23 protein-coding genes are annotated in these 22,557 nt (G+C 34.9%); 5 read left to right on the top strand and 18 right to left on the bottom strand.

Going from position 1 to position 22,557, the window contains the following annotated elements; genetic code table 11:
- Positions 1 to 77: 77 nt before the first annotated feature.
- The 3 genes from HOG71_12540 to HOG71_12530 all read right to left on the bottom strand — a co-directional run bounded on the left by HOG71_12540 (position 78) and on the right by HOG71_12530 (position 3,493).
- Positions 78 to 1,595: an SLC13/DASS family transporter gene (locus tag HOG71_12540; protein MBT5991672.1), complete on the bottom strand. Its 1,518-nt coding sequence runs from the start codon at positions 1,593 to 1,595 to the stop codon at positions 78 to 80.
- Positions 1,596 to 1,790: 195 nt separating this feature from the next.
- The gene (locus HOG71_12535; protein ID MBT5991671.1) at positions 1,791 to 2,528 is read right to left on the bottom strand and encodes a shikimate dehydrogenase; all 738 of its coding nucleotides are present in this window, start codon (positions 2,526 to 2,528) and stop codon (positions 1,791 to 1,793) included.
- On the bottom strand, positions 2,525 to 3,493 hold the full coding sequence (locus HOG71_12530; GenBank protein MBT5991670.1) for a DUF368 domain-containing protein: 969 nt from the start codon (positions 3,491 to 3,493) through the stop codon (positions 2,525 to 2,527). Before HOG71_12530 ends, HOG71_12535 begins: the two co-directional genes overlap by 4 nt.
- Positions 3,494 to 3,598: 105 nt before the next feature.
- Here HOG71_12530 and HOG71_12525 point away from each other — a divergent pair, with 105 nt between their 5' ends.
- Positions 3,599 to 6,079: a YfhO family protein gene (locus HOG71_12525; protein MBT5991669.1), complete on the top strand. Its 2,481-nt coding sequence runs from the start codon at positions 3,599 to 3,601 to the stop codon at positions 6,077 to 6,079.
- Between the two features lie 2 nt (positions 6,080 to 6,081).
- Positions 6,082 to 6,834, top strand: coding sequence for a class I SAM-dependent methyltransferase (locus HOG71_12520; GenBank protein ID MBT5991668.1), 753 nt, complete (start codon positions 6,082 to 6,084; stop codon positions 6,832 to 6,834).
- On the opposite strand, the gene HOG71_12515 is transcribed toward HOG71_12520, so the two are convergent.
- The 13 genes from HOG71_12515 to ffh form a co-directional block, all read right to left on the bottom strand.
- Positions 6,835 to 7,536, bottom strand: a complete 702-nt coding sequence (locus HOG71_12515; GenBank protein MBT5991667.1) for an epoxyqueuosine reductase — start codon at positions 7,534 to 7,536, stop codon at positions 6,835 to 6,837.
- 9 nt (positions 7,537 to 7,545) lie between these two features.
- A complete protein-coding gene (locus HOG71_12510; GenBank protein MBT5991666.1) occupies positions 7,546 to 8,226 on the bottom strand; it encodes a hypothetical protein in 681 nt (226 codons plus the stop codon).
- A 9-nt stretch (positions 8,227 to 8,235) separates the two neighbouring features.
- Complete coding sequence (locus tag HOG71_12505; protein ID MBT5991665.1) at positions 8,236 to 8,994, bottom strand: glycosyltransferase; 759 nt, start codon at positions 8,992 to 8,994, stop codon at positions 8,236 to 8,238.
- 15 nt (positions 8,995 to 9,009) lie between these two features.
- Complete coding sequence (locus HOG71_12500; protein MBT5991664.1) at positions 9,010 to 9,168, bottom strand: hypothetical protein; 159 nt, start codon at positions 9,166 to 9,168, stop codon at positions 9,010 to 9,012.
- A complete protein-coding gene (locus tag HOG71_12495; GenBank protein MBT5991663.1) occupies positions 9,152 to 10,207 on the bottom strand; it encodes a DUF1016 domain-containing protein in 1,056 nt (351 codons plus the stop codon). The genes HOG71_12500 and HOG71_12495 overlap by 17 nt, the downstream gene beginning before the upstream one ends.
- Complete coding sequence (locus tag HOG71_12490; GenBank protein MBT5991662.1) at positions 10,192 to 10,440, bottom strand: hypothetical protein; 249 nt, start codon at positions 10,438 to 10,440, stop codon at positions 10,192 to 10,194. The genes HOG71_12495 and HOG71_12490 overlap by 16 nt, the downstream gene beginning before the upstream one ends.
- 84 nt (positions 10,441 to 10,524) lie before the next feature.
- A complete protein-coding gene (locus HOG71_12485; protein MBT5991661.1) occupies positions 10,525 to 11,442 on the bottom strand; it encodes a glycosyltransferase in 918 nt (305 codons plus the stop codon).
- Between the two features lie 2 nt (positions 11,443 to 11,444).
- The gene (locus tag HOG71_12480) at positions 11,445 to 12,143 is read right to left on the bottom strand and encodes a hypothetical protein (protein MBT5991660.1); all 699 of its coding nucleotides are present in this window, start codon (positions 12,141 to 12,143) and stop codon (positions 11,445 to 11,447) included.
- A 10-nt stretch (positions 12,144 to 12,153) separates the two neighbouring features.
- Positions 12,154 to 13,725 carry a S8 family serine peptidase gene (locus HOG71_12475; GenBank protein ID MBT5991659.1) on the bottom strand — a complete coding sequence of 524 codons (1,572 nt, stop codon included), beginning with the start codon at positions 13,723 to 13,725 and terminating at the stop codon, positions 12,154 to 12,156.
- A 99-nt stretch (positions 13,726 to 13,824) separates the two neighbouring features.
- Positions 13,825 to 14,784 carry a hypothetical protein gene (locus tag HOG71_12470; GenBank protein ID MBT5991658.1) on the bottom strand — a complete coding sequence of 320 codons (960 nt, stop codon included), beginning with the start codon at positions 14,782 to 14,784 and terminating at the stop codon, positions 13,825 to 13,827.
- A gap of 5 nt (positions 14,785 to 14,789) precedes the next feature.
- Positions 14,790 to 15,299 carry a 16S rRNA processing protein RimM gene (rimM, locus tag HOG71_12465; GenBank protein MBT5991657.1) on the bottom strand — a complete coding sequence of 170 codons (510 nt, stop codon included), beginning with the start codon at positions 15,297 to 15,299 and terminating at the stop codon, positions 14,790 to 14,792.
- 19 nt (positions 15,300 to 15,318) lie between these two features.
- Complete coding sequence (rpsP, locus tag HOG71_12460) at positions 15,319 to 16,071, bottom strand: 30S ribosomal protein S16 (GenBank protein ID MBT5991656.1); 753 nt, start codon at positions 16,069 to 16,071, stop codon at positions 15,319 to 15,321.
- 67 nt (positions 16,072 to 16,138) lie between these two features.
- Positions 16,139 to 17,467 carry a signal recognition particle protein gene (gene ffh, locus HOG71_12455; protein ID MBT5991655.1) on the bottom strand — a complete coding sequence of 443 codons (1,329 nt, stop codon included), beginning with the start codon at positions 17,465 to 17,467 and terminating at the stop codon, positions 16,139 to 16,141.
- A gap of 364 nt (positions 17,468 to 17,831) precedes the next feature.
- On the opposite strand from ffh, the gene HOG71_12450 reads away from it, so the two are divergent.
- Positions 17,832 to 17,990, top strand: a complete 159-nt coding sequence (locus HOG71_12450) for a hypothetical protein (protein MBT5991654.1) — start codon at positions 17,832 to 17,834, stop codon at positions 17,988 to 17,990.
- 8 nt (positions 17,991 to 17,998) lie between these two features.
- Here the strand turns inward: HOG71_12450 and HOG71_12445 are convergent, their stop codons facing one another.
- Positions 17,999 to 20,596: a hypothetical protein gene (locus tag HOG71_12445; GenBank protein ID MBT5991653.1), complete on the bottom strand. Its 2,598-nt coding sequence runs from the start codon at positions 20,594 to 20,596 to the stop codon at positions 17,999 to 18,001.
- Between the two features lie 133 nt (positions 20,597 to 20,729).
- On the opposite strand from HOG71_12445, the gene HOG71_12440 reads away from it, so the two are divergent.
- Together HOG71_12440 and HOG71_12435 are read left to right on the top strand one after the other, a co-directional pair.
- Positions 20,730 to 21,722 (top strand): aspartate-semialdehyde dehydrogenase, encoded by a 993-nt coding sequence (locus HOG71_12440; protein MBT5991652.1) that lies wholly within the window; start codon positions 20,730 to 20,732, stop codon positions 21,720 to 21,722.
- 8 nt (positions 21,723 to 21,730) lie between these two features.
- Positions 21,731 to 21,961 (top strand): cytochrome b5, encoded by a 231-nt coding sequence (locus HOG71_12435; GenBank protein ID MBT5991651.1) that lies wholly within the window; start codon positions 21,731 to 21,733, stop codon positions 21,959 to 21,961.
- A 49-nt stretch (positions 21,962 to 22,010) separates the two neighbouring features.
- Here HOG71_12435 and HOG71_12430 read toward each other — a convergent pair whose 3' ends face one another.
- A complete protein-coding gene (locus HOG71_12430; protein MBT5991650.1) occupies positions 22,011 to 22,406 on the bottom strand; it encodes a 30S ribosomal protein THX in 396 nt (131 codons plus the stop codon).
- Positions 22,407 to 22,557: the final 151 nt, after the last annotated feature.

Raw genomic sequence — 22,557 nt, 5'->3', positions numbered from 1 at the left:
ACGAATTTATGTAATAATACTCTTATTTCAATTAGTAAATCAATATTCATAAGGGTTCTAAGTAACAGGAAAACAATTTAGGGTGCCCATGTGGGGTAGCTTAGTATGTCGAATGGCAGAATAATATTTGCCCAAACCAAGGTGAAAAAAGTAATCAGCACGATTGCAATTAGATTTAGCCAAATTCCTGTTTTAAGCATATCCATCATGCGTAATCGACCACTTCCAAAAACAATTGCATTAGGAGGAGTTGCTACAGGAAACATAAAGGCCATGGATGCGGCTAATGTTATAGGCAGCATAAGTAACAAAGGATGAACCTTGATGGTAATAGCTAAACCGGCAACTACAGGTAGAAGCATTTCTGTTGTGGCAGTATTGGATGTGAATTCTGTTAAAAAGGTCATTATGCCTGTTAAACTTCCAATAAGTAAAGGAGAGGAAAGCTCTTTTGCAGCAACAAGTTGCTGTCCAATAAATTCCGATAAACCTGAATCAATGAATCCTTTAGCTAAAGCAAATCCTCCACCGAATAAAAATACAATTTGCCAAGGGATTTTTAAAGTGATTTCCCAGTTTACCAATGCCTGACCTTTTTTTGATGATGGAATAATAAATAGTAATAATGCTAAAAATATAGCCACAGTGCCATCGTTAATCAATTCAGGTTTTTGGAATAATTCACTCCAGCCGGGAATTTTAATGAAACCCAATTCCAAAGGATTTCGAAATATCCAAAGGAATATTAATGTGATAAACAACACGAAAACCCTTTTTTGCTCGACTGTAATCTTTCCCAATTGAAGATATTGATCTCTGAAGAAACTCGCTTTCAGACTTTTTATCTCATCCTTTGGTTTATAAATCAAATAGATTATTAAAACAGCGCAAACAAACATGCAAACACTTAATGGTAGTGCAAAAAGTAACCACTGAGCAAAAGATATTTCAGGAGCTTGTGGAAAAATAATACTGAAAATTCGTACAAAAGAAAGATTAGGCGGTGTTCCTACCAATGTAGCAATTCCACCAATGGAGCAGGAATATGCAATACCAAGTAGAATTCCTGTGTTTAGCGACTTCACTTTTTGGGGTGTGTATACATTTTCAAGTTCCTTGGAAATAGAAAATGCTATGGGAAGCATCATCATGGCTGTTGCCGTATTTGACATCCACATAGATAAAATCCAGGATGCTAACATAAAGCCACTTAATATTCGAAAAGGACTTCCACCAGCAATGGAAAGTATTTTCAGCGCAATTCGTTTATGTAGATCCCATTTTTCAATGCTTAAAGCCATGATAAAACCACCGATAAACAGAAATATGATGTAATTGATATAGGCATTCGAAATATCTTTTCCATTCAAAATACCAAATAACGGAAAAAGGATAATCGGAAGCAGAGATGTTGCTCCTATTGGAATAGCCTCGGTTACCCACCAAATAGCCATTAAAACCGCGATAGCAGCCGTATAGCTGATTTCACTTGGAACATCTCTTGATTTTAATAGAAAAGCAACTAGAACAAAAGCAATAATTCCAATGAAAAGTTTAGTATAATTTAGGGAAGGTTTTGTTGTATTGCCATTCATAGCAGAGAGGATGAGTTTCAAATATACATGAATTTTTTTTCGTTTGAAATTACCTACAGACAAATGAAAAAATCATGTAAAAGCGAAGTGATTCCGACTGAGCATATAAATTTTGAATTATAGTTTGAACAAAATTTTTGTTTTTTACAGGAGAAATATAATTAAAATGAGTTTTATGAATTTTTGTCCTGGAAATTAGGAATTCCAAATTGTCCAAGCCTTATTCGCTTGCAATTCGAGCATTTTTATACCGTTTACTATCTGCGCTCCATTTTTTTCGGATTGACTGAGAAAGGAGCTTTTTGCTGGATTGTAAACCAAATCGAATACCAAATGCTTTTTACCAAGATAGTGGTAAGGAATAGCCGGAGAGGTGTCAAAGTTTGGAAACATACCAAGTGGAGTTGTATTGACAATAAGCAAATGTTTTTCAATAATTTGCTTATCAATATTTTTATAAAGGATATCTCCTTTGGAGCGAGATACGATCTGATAGGCAATACCTAACTTTTTTAATGCAAAAGCAACAGCCTTGGAAGCCCCACCGCTACCAAGAATCAGGGCTTTATAATGTTCTGTTTTAAAATGTGGTTTTAAAGACTCTTCAAAACCAAAGACATCTGTATTGAATCCTTTGGTTGTAATCGAATTATTGGATTTGGTTATTTTTATGGTGTTCACTGCTTCTACTTCTTTTGCAGTTGAATCCAATTCATCTAAAAAAGGGATTATTGCTTCCTTATAGGGAATGGTAACGCTTAAGCCTGATAAGTTGGGTTGATTGCTTAGTAGGTCTGTGAATTTATCAATAGAATTGAGCTCAAAATTGATGAATTCATGATCATGCAAGCCATGATCAATGAATTTTTGTTCAAAAAACTTTTTGCTAAAAGAATGTGAAAGAGGATATCCGATCAATCCATATTGTTTCATGATTCTGTTGGTAATTCTTTTTTCTTTGAAGCAAAGCGTTCAATAAGCCAAATACTGACTATTCCAACAAAAATAGTAAAGATTATTCCAATAACTTCTCCATTGAAACTTTCGGGCATAAACTTAACATAAGAGGATACTATTTTCTCACCATCTTTTAAAATGAAATTTCCTGCATTATCTATCAGATATTCCTCGAATTGCCAGGGCCATAATATGGCAAGCGAGCCTAAAATAAAGCCAGTTAGCAAAGCAATGGTTTGATTTCTATACTTCTTAAAAATCCATGATAGCAAATGTGAGAAGGCTACTAGTCCTACAACAGCTCCAATTAAAACCGGTAATAATATATGTAGATCCTTATTGTTTATGGCATCTATTGCTACCAATTGATAATTACCCATTAAGAGTAAAACGAATGAACCTGAAAGTCCGGGGAGTATCATGCTGCAAACGGCAACTACCCCACAAATCATTAAATAGAAAAATCCATCATTCGGACTTGCTGGGTTAAGAATTGAAATACCAACTGCAATGGCAGTTCCTAAAGTTAAAAACAGATAAACAGGAATCGACCATTTTGTGATGGTTTTTCCAACAAAAAAAATGGAAGCCAGAACTAAACCAAAAAAATATGCCCAAATATAATAGGGGTAATTGGCAAAAAGAAAATCGAAAAGCTTAGCCAGACTGACAATGGCAACAATTACACCTGTAAAAATAGAAATCAGAAACCATAAGTCGGTGTGCTCTTTAAACTCTTTGAAATTCCCCTTAAAAATCAGCTTGAATGCCTTTACATCAAAGGATTTAATCGCATCTATCAAACGTTCGAAAATTCCTGTAATCAAAGCAATTGTGCCTCCCGAAACGCCAGGGATTACATTTGCAGTTCCCATACCTATTCCTTTCAAGAATAGATTAAAGTGATTTTTAATTACTTGTGTAAGTGTCTGGATATTCATATCTGAATTTTGATGCAATTATAGTAATTTTGAACCCCTGATACAAGAAAGTATTACGATCTTTTAGAATAACTAATTCTTAATTTCATTTACAAACCCAATCCGATGAATTTAAAAATTGAATACAAAAGCATTTTACCGCATTTAGCAGCAATAGTTGGATTTATTATTATACTGGCTGTTTACTTTTCTCCTGTTCTGGAAAATAAAACGCTTCGGCAACATGATATCATCATGGCGAAAGCAATGCAACAGGAAATAAAGACACATTTGCATGAAACTGGTGAACTGAGTCTTTGGACCAATGCTATTTTTAGTGGTATGCCTACCTATCAGGTTTGGGTTAAATACCCAAATAACTTTGCCACTTATGTGATGAAGTATATCAAATTGCGGTTGGGTGAGCCAATGGGTTATGTTTTCGTTTATTTTATATGTTTTTATATTCTCATGCTTGTTTTTGGAGCAGGACCAATTTTGGCCTTTATTGGAGGATTGGCTTTCGCATTTTCCTCCTATAATTTTATCAATATAGAAGCAGGTCACTTAACAAAAGCACTTGCTGTTGGTTTTATGCCATTGGTTTTGGCTGGTGTAATTTTGGCATTAAAGAAAAAATACATTGGCGGAATGACGCTTGCTGCTATGGCTTTAGCCACTGAAATTCGGGCTAATCACTTACAAATTACCTATTACCTAATGATCATGTTACTCATCTTATTTATTGTTGAGTTTATTGATGTGGTCAAGAAAAAGGGCTATTTGGATTTCGTAAAATCTATGTCGGCATTGGCTGTGGCACTTGTTTTAGCTGTTGGAATTAATATTACAGCGCTGTGGACAACCAATGAATACACCAAATATACCATGCGTGGAGGTTCTGAAATCACAGCCAAACAAGTTGATGGTGGTGGTTTGGAAAAAGACTATGCTTTGCGCTGGAGTTATGGCGTAAAGGAAAGTTTTACACTTTTAATCCCTTATTTTTCAGGAGGTGCCTCAGGAGAGGAATTAGGTCCCGAGTCTAGCTTAGCTAAGGCAGGAGTTCCTAAAAAAAGCTTACAAGCTGTTCCTACTTATTGGGGTAGTATGACCTCTACTTCCGGGCCAATTTATATTGGTGCCATTATGTTATTCCTTTTCGTCATGGGTATGTTTATTGTCAAGCACCGATATAAATGGTGGCTATTTGCTACGGCTGTGTTGGCTCTCATGCTTGCTTGGGGTTCGAATTTTATGTTTTTAACAGATTTGTTTTTTAATAACTTTCCCTTATACAATAAGTTTAGAGTTCCCATGACACTCTTGCTAATTGTTGGATTAGCAGTACCTATTTTATCTTCATTAGCCGTTAAAGAATTTCTGAATAAAGAATCCAATAAAGATGATTTATTAAAGGCCTTAAAATATAGTTTTTATGGTGTTGGTGGAATAACCTTATTGATAGCCTTGTTTGGTGGAAATATTTTTGATTTCACAAGTGTGAATGATACACGCTTTGAAGAAGGAGGATGGCCAATGGATTTAATTCGGGAAGATAGGGCAAGACTGATGCGTATGGATGCATTCAGATCATTTGTTCTAATTACCATTGCTGCAGGGACTTTATTTGCGTATCTGAAAAATAAAATCAAATTGAATGTAGTATTTGCAATTTTAGGAATTGCCATTTTATTTGATTTCTGGGGAGTTGACAAACGCTATTTTAACAAAGATGATTTTCATCGCAAATCAAGAAATCAAAAAGAATTTGTTGCAATGACAGCTGCAGATCAGGCTGTTTTACAAGATAGTGATCCACATTATCGCGTGATGGATTTAACCACTGATCCATGGAATAGTGCAACAAAAGCCTATTACCATAAATTGGTTGGTGGCTATCATGGAGCAAAAATGGCACGTTATCAGGATATGATAGAATATCATTTATCACCTGAATTACAAGCTTTAATTGCGGAATTACAAAAGGATGGTAATGTACCATTTGAGAAAACACCTTGCTTGAATATGCTTAATACTAAGTATTATATAGCTGGAGACCAAGCAAATGGAGTGATTCAAAATCCAAATAATTTTGGAAATGCATGGTTTATTCAGGATGTTAAAATGGTAGCTAATGCCGATGAAGAAATTAATATGCTGCGAAATGTTGATCTGAAATCGGTTGCTGTAGTTGATGAAGTTTTTAAAAATCAGGTAAAAGACTTTACAAAAAACTCAGATGATAAAGCCAGTATTGATTTGGTAAGCTATGCCCCTAATAAAATAAGCTATAAAACGTCAGCTACTTCGGAGCAGATAGCCGTTTTTTCGGAAGTTTATTACGATAAGGGTTGGAATGCCTATCTCGATAAAAAGTTAGTACCACATTTTAGAGCTAATTATATTTTAAGAGCAATGAATATTCCTGCAGGGGAACATGAAATTGAATTTAAATTTGAGCCTAAATCCTATATTGCCGGAGAGAAAATTTCCTTGGCTTCATCTGTATTAATGGGCATTTTGATTCTGTTTACCATTTATACCTATATGAAACCCACGGACGAAGACATCATGGTGGAGGAAGAGAAAATTGAGGAAAAATAGAAATGTCAATAGTTGATAAGAATCGTTTTAAGGACGGTCATTATATTGGTTTGCCTGCTTCTCATAACGATTTGTTTGTTAAAACCCGTGCAGAATTAGTAAGACAAATACCAAATTTTATTGGCAATGATTTGTCAATGGTCGATATCGGCTGTGGGAATGGCAATACAGTTGTGTTACTGGCTAAAGAATTTCAAAACTGCACAGGTGTTGATATTTTTCCGGAAAACAAAGTGGCATTTGAGCAAACATGTTCAGAACAGTATCTTCAAAATTGTCAAATTCTTTTAATGAATGTTGAGGAAGAAGTTCCTGATCAGAAATTTGATCGATTGATATGTTTTGAAGTGATTGAGCATTTTAAGTCAGAGAAAACGGTTAGGCGATTCAAGCACTTTTTAAAACCCGGGGGAAAGATAGCTATCACAGTACCACACAAATGGTGGCTGTTAGAAACACACGGAGCAAAATTACCTTTGCTCCCATGGAATAGAGTTCCCTTTTTCTCATGGCTACCCAGGCCTTTACACGAACGCTGGGCCAATGCTCGAATCTATACCAAGAAAAGAATTGTTAGATTATTGGAGGATTCTGGTTTTGAAGTGAAAGAAGCGAAGCTAATGACTGCCCCACTGGATGTGATGAAGGATAGCTCATTAAAACGATTTCTGAAAAAGTATATTTTTAGAGGTAAAATAACAAATAATCCATTTTTGGCTACCAATGTTTTTGTTTGGGCTGAATTGAAACAGTAATTACTGTTTTATAGGACAAACTGCCACACAAATCCCACAAATTCGGATATCAGAATTAAGTTTGGATTCTCCAAAAATCCGACACTGTTCTCTGCAAGCTTGAGCATTAAAGAATTCATCCCTATCAATTGTCACATTCCATAATTGGCCTGTTGCAGCATTCGCAGGACATGCCTCAACACAAATTGAGCAAGTACCGCAGCGGCTTTTTTCAATTGGGTTTTGTGCAGGCACTAATTCCGTTTTTGTTAGAATACTTACTAATCTGAGTCGGGTTCCAAATTTCTTTGAGACAAAGAGAGCTGTTTTACCAATCCAACCTAAACCAGCTCTGGTTGCGACCATTTTGTGTGAAAGCTCTGTTCGTAAATCTTCGTTATATTTGGTATTCAGTAATTCGGTAGTTGTAGAAGGAGTGATATTTATAGATTCAATTCCACTTTTATTCAAATCGGAGGTAATAGCGATAGCTAACTCATCCAGCTTTTTGTTCATCGTCAGATAATGCTTGTGATATTCGTGTGTTGGTCCATTTTTTACCTGATCCAGAATTGAGTCATCCAGTTTTTTTTCAATAGAAATCCCATATTGATAGTTCCCAAAAACAGGATCAGGCAAGCCTTTCAGAATTGCATATCCATAAATAAATTTGTCATTAGGTTTTAGATGCTTTTGAATAATATCAGTTGCAATTTCGCTCAATGGAGAATATTATTTAGTATATTTTGAAATATCAAAATATGATTTCTTAATTCTTCCATTCAATTTGAAACTAACTAATTCAACAGAAAATTCATAACTGTCAGCAATAAAAGTGGATTTTGAAGGCATCGTGATGTTTTGTTCAGTAATAAATGTGTTTAGAATTAATTCTTTTCCCATATCTTCAGATTTTATAGGAAGCCAGGTTTTTCCACTAATATGGTATTTCATCGATCGGTATTCATCACTAACTAAAATAACATAAGTTGTTTCGGATTCACCTTCGATAGTTTCCTCGAGAATAATTTTATTACCTTGTTCTACGGCATAATACTCTGGAAAAATTAACGATGACATTCTGGAAGAATGTAATTCTGATTCGCTCATTTTTGTTGCTTTTCCATCAATAATATTAATTCCCTGACCATCATTGTAAATGGAGATAAACTCACCTTCAGGATCCGATATTTTCATGTAATGCTTATTAGGGTATATTATTTTAACTTTCATTGTGGCCTTAGTATTCACTCCGAAATTATTTATTGATTCAAATGTTTTAATCTGTTTAAGATCTTCACCACCAATTGCTTCCAAGTAGTTGTTCCAAACTGTTAGGGCATCTACCGATTTATCTTGGGCAAATAAAATGGAAGGAATAAGAAAACAAGAGAGTAATAAGATTTTTTTCATATGAATGATTTATTGAAGTTTGTTTTTTCGTCCTGACTTAAGGAATCGCAACATCAGAAATACATGACTCCAAAGATTGGGAATAAAACCAAAGTGGCTTTTCAAAATAGAATAACGTTCCTTCATGCTACTTCCCAAATACTGTTTGCTTAATCCGGCTGTTAAAAACTTTGCTAAAACAAAGTCACATTTGATAACCGATTTCGATGCTTTCAAGCATCTAATAACCCAATCGATATCTGCACTCAGTTTATAGTTTTTTGAGTAGGAGGGAGCTATATCTCGTTTAACCACAAAGCTTTGATGGCATACAACCATCCCTTTTTTCATATTTTTCCAGCTTAAATTATCGGGTGCATTATTATGGGTAAGCTGACTCAATAATCCAATATTTTGTCCTTCGTCATTTACAACCAGGGTGTCGCTATAGTAAATATCAGATTGCCCCATAGCAATCATCTTTTCCACTGTGTCCAAATCATTAATTTCATCACCAGCGTTTAAAAACCAAACATAATCGCCACTGGCCAGACTTAAACCTTTATTCATGGCATCATACAATCCTTTGTCGGGTTCAGAAATAACCTTTGCAATTTTCTTTTCGTGCTTTTTTACGACAGTAAGAGTTAGGTCGGTAGAGGCTCCATCAACAAGAATGTATTCAATATTGGAATAGCTTTGCCCCACAACACTATTGATGGTTCGTTCTATTAGCTTTTCAGCATTGTAGGTTACTGTGATGATTGATATTTTAGGATGATTAGTCACGTGTTTTTTTTGTTTCTAATAACTTAAAGTTGAATAATCAGCTTTTAAATTATCGATTATTCTATAAGTAGCTTGATACAATAAGATGTCGCCCAATTTCCAACTATAACCATTTACGAGTCGCTGGATAACAGGAATGTCTGTTGATGTTGCTTCGTTAATTTTCTTTGCCATATTCCTGATCTGAATTTTGGGTTAACCTGTTTTTTGCTCTTTCAACTGACTGATGTAATTTGGCTTCCAATACTTTTTTAGCTGGTAGTTTGGTCAGATACTCAGCAACACGAATATTGCTTTTGTCTAATTGCAATAACTCTACATGTTCTTCGTTTTTCCCTGTACAGAGGATTAATCCAATGGGCGAATTTTCGCCTTGTACTTGCTCATGTTTTTCCAGCCATCGTAAATACAATTCCATTTGCCCTTTGTAAGATGCCTTGAATTTACCAATTTTTAATTCAATGGCGACCAAGCATTTCAACTGGCGATGGTAAAAAAGTAAATCAATATAATAATCGTCATGATCAATAGTAATGTGCTTTTGACGGGCTAAAAAGGCAAAGTCAGAACCTAATTCAATAATAAATTCCTGTAGTTCGGTTAATATGGCCGACTCAAGATTTTTTTCAGAGAATGTATTTTTCAAACCCAAAAAATCTAGAAAATATGGGTCTTTGAAAACCAAATCGGGGCTGAGTTTCTGGTCGCTTTTTAATTCTTCAATTTCGTTAATGATGGTTTTATCTGGTTTTTTGCTGATGGCCGTGCGTTCAAATAGCATGGAGTTAATACGTTCTCTTAAAGTACGTACACTCCACTTTTCTATTTTACACATTTCAATGTAAAAATCCCGTTTTATACAGTCATGTATTGGAATAAGTTCTTTTAAATGTGACCAGCTCAATTGTCTCCACAGTGTAGAGACAATTTGAATATCAGGATAAACTTCATAGAAACGGAGACAATGCCGTAATTGCTTTTCACTCCATCCACTACCAAATTCGAGGTGTAATTGTCGCGACAGTGTAGAGACAATCTGTTTACCGTATTCGCCTCTTTTATTTTGTAAAACAGAAACACTTATTTTTTGCCCAATACTCCAGTATAGCATACTTATTTCAGTATTTACAACAAGGGCAACATTTCTTCTACTGCTTTCTATTAAAGTTTTAATTTCTGAAAATAAGCCCGTATTTGCTACATTGTTTTCCATTCGCGGTCTCCTGTTTTTGGATTCTTCCATTTATTATCAGCAGAAAATAATGGTCGAAGTGGTTTGAAGTTGTTGTCTTGTTTGACTTTGGTTTCGAAAATCCGTAACAAAATTAATTCGATGAAATATTCTAGTCTTTGCACAGGCGTTCCAGCAGGACTTAATTTATTGTAGAGTTTTTTTAAAGCGTTATTGGTTTTATTATCTGCGAAATGTACTGTTGGTCGTCCCATTTATTTGATTCTTGATGTAAATTTAGAAATTATTACTCAAATTATCTTGAAGTCTCCTATTCTTTCTGACTCAGTTTATACTTCTTATGTATCCACATTGCCAGTCAAAACACGCCAAATATATTCAGGTGTGTGCCGCATTTTCACTTTCCAATTGAATCGCTTATAAGCTTTAATAGCTTTCTTCGATAGTTCTAAAGGTATTTTCTGTATGTTTACTTTTTCAGCAAGCTGGGTTTCAAATACATTTGATTTGTAGGAATTAACTCCAGTGCGATCAAGGCCAATATTTTGCACTAAAGATTTTCCGGGATGCAGACACAAGCCATCCTGCAAATAAATAGAAGCATACCAGCGAATGAACCACGAATCAACTTTAGCATGTACATTTCGATTGAGCATTCTGACATAATTGATACTCCGATTGAAGTCAAATTGATTTTGTCCTTTTTCAAGTACTTTAGTCATTAAATCAGCAGCAGAAGGGTTGAACTCTTTCCATGCTCTTTGCCAGGTAGCCCAGCCCCAGCATGTTGGAACAGGAAAAAAGAATGTTTCATTCAGTTGTGTTTTGAAACTAGGTGTAAATCCTGCTATATGCATAACTTCCTCATGATCCGCATAAAAATCCAGCGCATCATTCATGTATTCTAAAAAATAAGGAGACAGAACAAGATCATCTTCTAAAATGATAACTCGACCGTGTTTTTCAATTATTTCGCTTACACCTGAAATAATTGAATTTGCCAGTCCTTTATTTTTATCTGATTCAATTATGTGAACCTCTTTACACCAACTTTCTGATCTTATTATTCGCCTGACTTCTGCTATGTTTTTTTGAGCAGTTTCGCCAATACCATCTTTAGGGCCATCAGCATAAATATATAAAACTGAATCCTTGGCTAATAAGTTTTGGGTAAGACTACGAAGCGTTTTGAGGGTATGCTCTGGTCGTCCGTAAACAAATAAACAAATGGGCGCAATATGTTTATACGTACCCATTTTTAGTCAAATGTGCTGATTTCTATACCTAGCATTAATCTTGGTAATTCGGGAAGGTTAGCACTGCTTTTAAAAAAATCGGAATAACGATAATTAGCCGTAAGAGCAAATTGGTTATAACCAAAACGAAACAAGGGGCCAAAATTATATGGAATGTCGAAATCATAACCATAACTGTTAGATTTAAACGTGACGCTGCCAACCTTATTTTTTCGTTGAAGTAGCATGTGGTAATTATAATCTGCTCGTCCTCCCAGATCCATATATAGTCCGATTAAATTTCCTCTTTTTTTCGAAAAATTAATTCTGAAATATAATTCGCCACCAATGCTATAAAAGCTCAGCGTTTCTTTTTTATTAATGCTAGCATCTGGCAATATCTTTCCCGCTTCCTGAACCAGCTTAAACGATGAAAAACGACCACTTACTCCATAGCCTCCTGAAAATACTTTACTGAATTTTCGTTTGTGTCGGAACCCAAATTCATAAAAGCCGGAGCTGCCATAATGAATTTTTGCACCTGCTATGTTTTCTCCTAGATTTAAGCCATAGGTCACATAGGTGTGACTGAACTTTTTAAGGTTAGGTCCGTTTTCATCTAATTGACTATAATCTTTAACTTCATTTTCAAACACAACATCTTGTGCTGACAGACAAAATGAGGTTAGGAGCAGTATGCTTATAAAAAGTACTTTATGCATTTTTTTATCTTTAAAATTTATAATGAGAGCTGAATCCTCTAAAATGTACATTGATCGTTTTGGGAGTTGCATCCATCTCTGTCCGATCAAATTCAAGAACTACTTCTTGTGAGACTTCAACAACATAATAGGACTCAAGAATACCGTCTTCTCCTTCCATGTTATAATACAAAAGATGATTGCTGTTTGTCGCATTTTTATTGTTGTAGTTTTCTAAAATTGCCCGAACAATCAATTTATCATCTTCTTCAATAAATTCAAATGTTTGCTGAATTGGTTTTTTATCTGCATCTAAAAAATAGGATGCTTGTGGAACGCCATATCCATGCGCATAGTCAAAATATGGGTAGAGGTGTCCTGATTTCTCCAACTCATAAAACAAATCCATATTGGTAAAACCAGGATTGTGTTGCAATATACAAGCTGCAAATCCTGCTGTTAGGGGGGATGAGAATGAGGTTCCATCTACTTCTTTTAATCCTTTTTTGTCGGCTGTAACCACATGACCAAAAGCTGAAACATTGGGTTTCATTCGCTTGTCTGCCGTAGGTCCATATGAGCTAAAAGAAATGTGATAATCGAGATCAGGATCAATTCCTCCAACTGCCAATACAGAGTCTCCATCAGCTGGAGTAATAATTGTTTCCCAGCTGTCAGTTGCTTCATTTCCTGCTGAATTAACGACTAAAATCCCTTTTCTTGCAGCCATATGAGCTGCCTTTACCACCAAACTAGTTTTTCCATCCATATCATTGGTGAAATAGCGATGGTGACCATAACCCAAGGAACTATTAATAATATCGGCTCCATTTTTATCAGCCCATTCGGCAGCTGCCATCCAGTATTCTTCTTCAGCAAAAGGTTCTGTGCCGATTTCTGTTTTAGCTAACATATACTCAGCACCTGTAGCCAGTCCAATGTTGTTTTCTTTCCAAAAACCACCAACACAAGCAAAAGTCATTCGACCATGATTATTGCCATAAAAAACATTTTCCTTGTTTTTGATAAAATCCCAGGTGGCAACTAGTCGGTTTTGATTAATGATATGAGTGAAAGACGGATGTGTATTTACCTCTGGAAATCCACCATCAAAAATAGCGATCCGAACCCCTGTTCCATCTAACTCCTTTTCTTTCAACAAGCTTCCACCAAAACGTTCTGTTTGGTTTTTCATGAGCTCTTCATCGTAATACTCATCACTGAATTCAGTTTCGGCAGTATACAGTATTTCGACTTTTATGGATTGCTCCATCTTAGCCACGCAATCCAGTTTTCTTAAGTCATCTAACTGTTTTTGATTCGAAACATCCACTAAAACAAAATTAAACCAACGTGATTCAAAACCGCTTGCATCTGCTATTTCCCTAACCTGGCCTACATAATTTTGATTTAACGGGAAGTCGCTTGGATCATACAATGAAACATCATGTTTAATTCTTCTGTCGATTGCTTTTTGATCAAAATAAGCCTCAGGGTTGAATTCAACCCCAGCTTTATCTTTGAAATAAACCCTGTATTTCTGCTGAGCGGATAAGTTCAGCAAGATGGAAAAAAAGACTAGCAATAAAATTATTTTTCGCATTATAGTTTGCATTAAAGGGAATGATTTGAATAATAACACCACAAAATAAACAAATATTATACTTTGGTTGTTATTCTGTTACAAAAAAAAGAAAAGTTTCTAATTTTTCAGAAAAATCTCAGTAGCTCCATAACCGTATTCTCTAACGTTTGCATCCTTATAATGAAGAACATATTTGTTCCCATTCAAGTATTTCCTAATTTTTTCTTTTAAGGTATTAATCCCGATTCCATGAATGATAATGATGTTTTCATAGTCGAAGGCAATCATTTTCTCAAATTCTTTAATGAAATAATTAAACTGAATTTGAAAAATTTCATCTCTTGCTAAAATGTCGAAATTGGGTTCAATTTTATCAATGTGTAAATCAATTATATTATCTGGTCTGTCAACATCGATAATTGCTTCTGGCTCAGATTCAATAATTTGAATTGGAGCAGTGCTAGTAGCTTCTTGTTTTTCAATTTCATACAACCATGCATGATAATCAACCAAAGGTGCTTTTTCCTGTTTTTTCATTAATTCTTTCCCTGATGGTGAAAAGGAATAAGAAAAGGACTCATCAATTTCAGTTGCATATTCATTAAATGGGAGAATACAAATGGTATAAGTAGGAAATTTAACGGATCCAAGTTGATCGTAAGTAATTAATGCCGTGTCGGAATAAGCTTTTAAATGACCATGACAAAGGGCACTGCTCGCATTGTTTATTTGACTGTAAAAAGTGAAGTAAATTTGATTTTTTGTATCGTTTATCAATTGGAATTGAAATGTTTCAGGTTTTTGTCCAGTTGAAAGTGCAATAAATAATCCTTTATTTGTTGCTTCTGATTTTTGTGTAAAGCTATTAACCTGTGTTAAATCATCTTTGTATTTTTCGGCCAGATTTGTTGCTTTTACTGGTCCTTTTGATATTCTTATGAGTTGTGATTTATATACAGGAATTTCAAGTCCTTCGATGGAAATGATAAGTTGCTTATTGTCCAGAATAGAAACAACGGTTCCAACAGTATTATCATCGATAAACTCGACCTGATCACCAACTTGAAAATTTTCCATAAAATTTAATCGATAAGTCCTTCCGGAATTTGGAGATAAACAGCCTTTTTCTCAATATTCAACTCGATGAGAAGGTCTTCATGAAAGGGAATTAGAATGCCATCTGCTGTTTCCAGAATGTAATGTGCTGGATTTTCAATGATATGCTGAACAATTCCAATTTTACTATTATGCTGGTCAAAGACAGAATATCCTTTCAAATACGCCATCTGAAATTCTTCGTCAGATGATGCTGTTTGGAACGTATTGTTCAGGAAGAATTCAAGGCCAATGAGTTCTTTTGCTTGATCAATGCTGTTGATATCTTCTAGTTTTAAGATAACTGAAGATGCTGAAAAATGTGAGCATTCTTCAATAAAAAAAGGTACTGGCTTTTTATGAATCATAATAAAGACAGTACCTTGAGGTTCTTTCTCGGCTTTGTATATGCTCGAGAAAACTATTTTAATTTGGCCTGAGAATGCATGTGCTTTTGTAATCGTTCCTGCGTGAAAGATATTTTCAATTTGCAGCATATTTTCTCATTGAATAGGATTATTTCTTATCGGCCTCTTCTTTTTTCTCTTCTTCTTTTGGGGCTTCTTCAGCAGCAGCCTCTTCTTTTACTTCAGCAACAAGAGCTTCTTCTTTTGGAGCTTCTGCAACAACAGCTTCTTCCTTAGCTTCAGCAACAGGAGCTTCTTCTTTCGGAGCTTCTGCTACAACAACTTCTTCCTTAACTTCTGCTGCAACTTCTTCTGTAGCTGTTTCAGGACTAGCTTCAACAACTTCTTCAGTTGCTTCTACTTCTTCCTCAACCTCTTCTGCCGGAGTTAATGCGTCAATCTCCGCTTTTCTTTTTGCTGCTATTGCTGCTGCACGTTTTTTATTTACCTCAGCCTCGTGATCTAAAGCTGCCTGCTTACTCTTAGTTGTTTTGTCTTCTAATTTTTCAATTTTCTTACTATACTGGTCTGCTTTCTGAGCAATGAACTCATTGAATTTTACTTCAGCTTCTTCTTCAGTAAGAATACCCATTTTTATACCTCTTGATAAATGCTTCTTAAACAGAACACCTTTAGTTGACAAAAGTGTTTTCACTGTTTTGGTAGGAACTGCTCCTAAATCTAGCCAGCTTACTGCTTTGTCTGTGTCAATATCAATTTGTGGTATAGTAGGAATCGGGTTATAAGAACCTATCCTCTCGATGAATTTACCATCTCTGGGAGAGCGGGCATCCGCAACCACTATATAATAATATGGTGCTTTTTTTCTCCCCTTGCGTTGCAATCTAATTTTAACTGCCATTTTAAATAAAATTTGAATGTTTTAAAAGTCGTGCAAATATCTGATTTATTTTGGTTTAAACAAGGAATTATCGTTTAAATGGCATTTGCGCAGCCATTTTTCCTTTAAATCCCGGTTTGTTCATTTTTTTCATAATCTTTCGCATGTCTTCCAATTGTTTTACCAACTGATTAACTTGCTGAATACTGGTTCCACTACCTCCTGCAATTCGTTTCCTTTTGAGTCCATTAAGCAATTCAGGATGCTTTCTTTCTGCTGGTGTCATGGAAAAAATGATTGCTTCAACATGTTTGAAAGAGTCATCATCCAATTCTTGATCTTTCATTGCTTTATTCATGCCCGGAATCATGCCCATCAAATCTTTGATGTTTCCCATTTTTTTGATCTGTCGTAATTGATTCAGTAAATCTTCAAAATCAAATTGGCTCTGTCGGAGCTTTTTTTGAAGTTTCTTGGATTCTTGTTCATCAAATACATCCTGTGCTTTTTCTACGAAAGAAACAATGTCTCCCATACCCAGAATACGACTGGCCATACGATCAGGATAAAAGATATCGATGGCATCCAATTTTTCACCAATACTAATAAATTTGATTGGTTTTTCAACAACTTTTAAAATTGAAATAGCTGCTCCACCTCTTGTATCACCATCAAGTTTGGTCAGCACAACTCCATCAAAATTCAAAGTGTCGTTAAATGCTTTTGCTGTGTTCACAGCATCTTGTCCTGTCATTGCATCAACAACAAATAGTATTTCCCCTGGATTTACTGCTTTTTTGATGTTGGAAATTTCATTCATCATGGCCTCATCAACTGATAAGCGACCTGCCGTATCGATTATAACAACATTGTTGTTATTAGATTTAGCATGTTTTATAGCATCTTGGGCAATTTTAACAGGATCTTTTATATTTTCATCACTATAAACTGGAACGTTAATTTGTTCACCAAGTACTTTAATTTGTTGAATTGCAGCAGGACGGTATACGTCACCTGCTACCAACAAGGGTTGCTTTCCTTGTTTTGCGATGTGACCTGCAAGTTTTCCTGCAAAAGTGGTTTTACCAGATCCTTGTAAACCTGAAAGCAAGATGACTGCTGGATTGCCTTTGGTATTGATGTCTTTTTTGTTGACACCCATAAGTTTTACCAACTCGTCATGAACAATTTTTATCATTAATTGTCCGGGAGAAACAGCGTTGATAACATTTGCACCAATTGCCTGAATTTTCACTTCATCGGTAAATTCTTTCGCAATTTTATAGTTAACGTCAGCATCAATGAGTGCCCGTCTGACATCCTTTAAAGATTGTGCAACATTAATCTCTGTTATACGACCCTTTCCTTTAAGCGTTTTAAAAGCTCCTTCTAGCCGTTCTGTTAAGTTCTCAAACATGTTTTAATATGTATTATTCCTTGTTCATATGAGCCTGCAAATATAGGAAATATTGGTGTTAGTTTTTAGGATTGTGACTGGTTTCTCGTCTCTGGTTTCTTGTATCTCGTTTCTGGTTTCTCGTCACTGTAGTTATTTTGTCTTTCTGAGTATTATTTCTTTCTGAGTCTTTGCAGACTTGGATTTACATCTTTCCTAAATCAAACAACCTATTTTCTCATAGAAATCGTAAAACTACTAAATGGAATAATCAGCTGGCCTGGATATTGAATTTATTAAGATGAATTTATACTGTAACAAATAAACAAGTTCATACGTATAAGAACAAACAGGATTTTCCGTTAATCAGTAAAAGGACAAAACGATGAAAAAGCAAAGAAGAATTGAACTCGAAAGAATTATTCGCGAAAAAAGAGAACAAGCAATCTCATTCATGACATCTGGAAATATTTCAGCTTATATTAAAACCCTAATTGATATTGAATCACATTCAGAAGGTGTTGAAACAATGTTGGCTAGTTAAGATTTTTTTTATTGAAACTTAGCTAATGTGCAAGTCCGTTTATATTTAAATGTGCTGCCGTCTAAATTATTGATTTCGGCTACAATAATATAAACGCCTGATGGCGACAATTCTCCATGATCATTAATGCCATCCCAGCTATAAAAACCATCCAAACCAAATAAATCGTTATTGACCAGAGTTTTAATTAATCGTCCACCAATATCGTAAATGCGAATGCGGCCAAAATTATCTGCATTTTGAAATGCATAATTAATAAATAATACATCATTGTAACCATCTCCATCAGGTGAAAAAACTTTTGGTTCGAGCCAGAGTTCTTTTTCTCCAACACTTGTTTCGCTGAACTGAGAGTTTTGATAAGTAGGTGTTGCATATCCATAGGATGAAGCTGCTGAATGCCAATTCGAGGGATTGGCTGTTTTCTCTTCAAAACTAACTCGTTCCATACTCACGCCTTCATCATCATCCAATAAAGCAAAATGCATATCACTGGAATAATGAAACATATCAATGACCTGATTGTTTTGATCCAGTAAGGCTACAATTCCTTCATCATCTGAAAAGGATGGAAGTTTTGTTTGGAATAATCGATCAGGATATTTACACAAATACTGTGATTCAATATCTGATGTGTTTTCAGAGATGACTAAATATTCTTCTGGATAAAGAATTTTTGTTTTCGCACTGATTGAATTTACATTTTTGATTTGCATGCTGTCATCAAAGGAAGCAATCTTGATTGTTTTTAGGTCAATAATATTTTTTGAACGATTGTAAATTTCAACAAAATCATAACTATTTGGGTATGGATTGAAAAGAATCTCATTAATAACCAAATTGGCACTATCAGCATTAACAGGAATGGCTAATTGCGTGTCAACCACAGTCATGTAGTTATTGCAATCCATTAAATGTGCTATTTGAATATGATAAATACTGTTCTTCTCCAATGTTTTATTGCAAGTAAATTCATATGTATTGGTTGCTGGTTGTGATTTTGAAATGAAATTTATGTTTTCCTGAATATTTGTCAGTGATGTAATATGACAGGTCGTTAATGATATGTCGTCAATATCGCGAAGTTTTTTATTGGCAGTAATTTGAACTACACAATCTGAAATAGTAGAAAGCGTAACAATTTGTGGAGGATTGAATCCAAATGTTTGATCATAATTTGAATTTTCATCTCCAGGTGTCCCTCCATTTTTATCAATGCTTGCTGTCCAATTATACTTATCAAAAAGACAATTCTCTTTCGGATTAATCAATTCCAAAGACCAACCACCCTCTTTTTTGATATCATCTTTATACCAGTTGTCACTGTAGCTAATTGAATCAACCAAGGTTTCATACTTATCTCTTAAAGTAATTATGTCTGACGTATTGTTTAAGGATGGAAGAGAGATGCCAATAACTTCACCAAATGGACTAAAAAGTGAAGTGTCTTGATGATTGCACAGAATTACATATTTATCTGGCTCAAGTTTAAAATCAGGTAAAACTGTTTGCTTTGACTGATCAGAAATAATGAAATCTTCTAAATTTATTGTGCTATTAGTAATATTATCTAACTCAATAAATTCAGCCTCAGGTAATTTATTTGCTGGTGAGGGATCGGGCATAATCTCATTGATTACAATGTCTTTAAAGTTTAGGCCGTTGAAAATTCTAATTCCTCCTGATGAATTTAAGTTACCAATCTTGTCATATATTTTATAGGAAAACATTATTGGGATGTATGAGAGAAAAGTTTCAGGGCTAATATCAAGCAAAAGAGTTTTTGAGTTTAGAATCTGAACATGAGTAATTAGATAAGCGGTGTAAGTCGGAGATGTAAGAGCAATCAGCGAGAAATCAGATACATCTACGGAATCCGTCAAGAAATCTTCATCAAACTGAATTTGAAATGTCGATTTTGTTAGAAAATCTGTTTCAACGGCCTTTGGGCCAATCGTATCTATTTGCTCTCCACCTATATAGAAATCATCGAAATAAAAATCATTGGCATTGCTTGACGTGTATTTACAGTAAACACCAAAATAGTTTGAGGTTTTGATTGCTGTATCAATAGCAGATCCTTCCAAAACAAAATTCTTGTTTCCTAAAGTATCAACATACAATTCCCACATCCCATCTTTTTTATGCAGGACTTTAATCCGTATTTCAGGTTTTTTAGCGGCATGACCATTTATCCCAGCAATTAATAGGGTTTCTGTTAAGCCTTCTTGTTTGTATAAATCGATTCCATCCTGCGCTAAATTTTCACCAATATTTATAAAATAACCATTCAGGGCTTTTGTGAAATCCTGCTTATCTGAAGCCAGATACACTTTAAGTTGATTGTTTGCTGATGGATCGAAATTTAATTTGCACCAGAAATTCCATTCTGTATCGGTAATGCTATTATTTGCAGTGAGAAGAAATTTTGTAGCACTTCCGATGGTATCTAGCTGCAGCTGATTATCACCATTGATAATAAAACTGCCAGTGTTTCCTGTCCATGTTGGATTTGAACTGAAATCACCATCTTCAAAATCATCAATTAATTGAGTGTAACCGATCAGCGGGATAAATAATGTGAAAAGAATCAATACTTTTTGCATAGAAATATTTGTAATAGAGAAAGTTTATTCTTCAAAAATACATATTCTTGATTTGGCTTGTATGAAGTATCTGTAGGAAAACAAATTTGTCGTTAGGTTTGTGCTGCTTATTTTTGAATATAAATTAGCAGATATGAGATTAGCTGTAATAGGTGCAAAAGGAATAGTAGGGCAGAAAATGCTTCAAATTATCCATGAAAGAGGGATTCAATATGACCATCTTTTGGTTGCAGCATCAGACTCCTCAATTGGAGATGAGATTTTTGTAGAGGGAAAGAAGTACGAATTAATTAGTGTTCAAGATGTTTTGAACCAAAAACCTGATATTGCTTTGTTTTCAGCTGGTGGAGCAGCTTCTAAAGACTGGGCTGTGAAATTCGCAGATTCTGGATGTTATGTTATTGATAATTCATCTTGTTGGCGCATGCATGAAAATATTCCTTTGGTTGTACCTGAAATAAATGGCTATACAATTACAAGTAGTCATAAAATAATCGCTAATCCAAACTGTTCAACAATACAACTAGTGGCTGTTTTAAATCCACTACACATTGCTTTTCAATTGAAAAGAGTGGTTGTTTCAACCTATCAGTCTGTTTCCGGATCTGGCATCAATGGGATTAATCAATTGATGAGAGAACGAGAAGGCGATTTTGAATTTAAAATATACCCTCATCAAATCGATCTGAATGTATTGCCTCATGGAGGTGATTTTCTTGAAAATGGTTACACTTCTGAAGAAATGAAATTACTGGATGAATCCAGGAAAATACTTGGTATCCCAGAATTAAATTTAACCAGTACAGTTGTTCGTGTCCCTGTTATTGGTGGTCATTCTGAAAGTGTGACTATTGAATTTGAAAAGGAATTCAAATTGGAAGATGTAAGCAGATTGTTGTCTTCAACTGACGGAATTGTTGTTGAGGATGACGTTCAGCATAACATTTACCCAATGCCTGTTAATGCTTATGAAAAAGACGACATATTTGTGGGTAGAATCAGGCTAGATTTATGTCAGCCCAAAACCTTGAATTTGTGGATTGTTTCTGATAATGTGCGAAAAGGAGCAGCTACGAATGCTGTACAAATTTTAGAATACTTGTTAAACAATAAAATCGTTTCGTGATGAGTGTGATTCCTGAATATACTCGAGGTGAATTAGCATTGCGTAATGGACAGGATATGGATGAAATTTGGCTGGCTTTTAAATCGTTGATATATGATGCAAGCCAAAGCAGGTATTGGAAGAAAGGCTTTCATTATGAACACTGGGCAGGACAGGATTTGACCGATGAATTAAAAGATGCCCCGCATACTATACAAGTATTTGAGAGATTAACAATTGTTGGAAAATTATTAAAGTAAAAAAGCCCTAAACCAAATTGGAAAAGGGCTTTAATTTATATCAAAAGTATTATTCTTCTTTTTTATCTTCTTTCTTCGCTGCAGCTTTTTTAGCAGGAGCTTTTTTTGCTGCTGCTTTCTTTACAGAAGCTTTCTCCTCTTTTTCAGCTTTTGGCTCAGCTTTTTTTGCAGGAGCTTTCTTAGCAGGGGCTTTTTCTACTTCTGCTGCTTTTTCTGCTTTGGGCTCAACTTTTTCAGTGGTTTCCTTTTTAGGTGCTGCTTTTTTTACAGGAGCTTTCTTTTCCTTAACTACCTCAATAACCTCTTTTTCAATAACTTCCTCGACAACTTTCTCTTTCTTTTTGACAACGATTACCTCTTCTTTTGGCTTTCTTGCTAAACGATGTTTGCCAAAACTACCTTTGAAAATTTTACCTCTTTTTGTTTTAGGATCACCTTTACCCATAATGTTTTTAATTAGATATTGCTTGTTTGCTGTTTTAAAATGCGAGGCAAAAATAAGGATTATGTTTTAATGTACAATATGGAAATTAAATTCAGTTGAAAGTAAATAAAGAAGGCTGGTGATTTGGAGTTGTTGAACTGACTTAAGATAA

This window comes from Bacteroidota bacterium, assembly GCA_018698135.1.
Taxonomy (GTDB): Bacteria; Bacteroidota; Bacteroidia; order CAILMK01; family JAAYUY01; genus JABINZ01.
The sequence above is the reverse complement of the archived record's forward strand: the minus strand, read 5'-3'. Positions and strand labels throughout refer to the sequence as shown.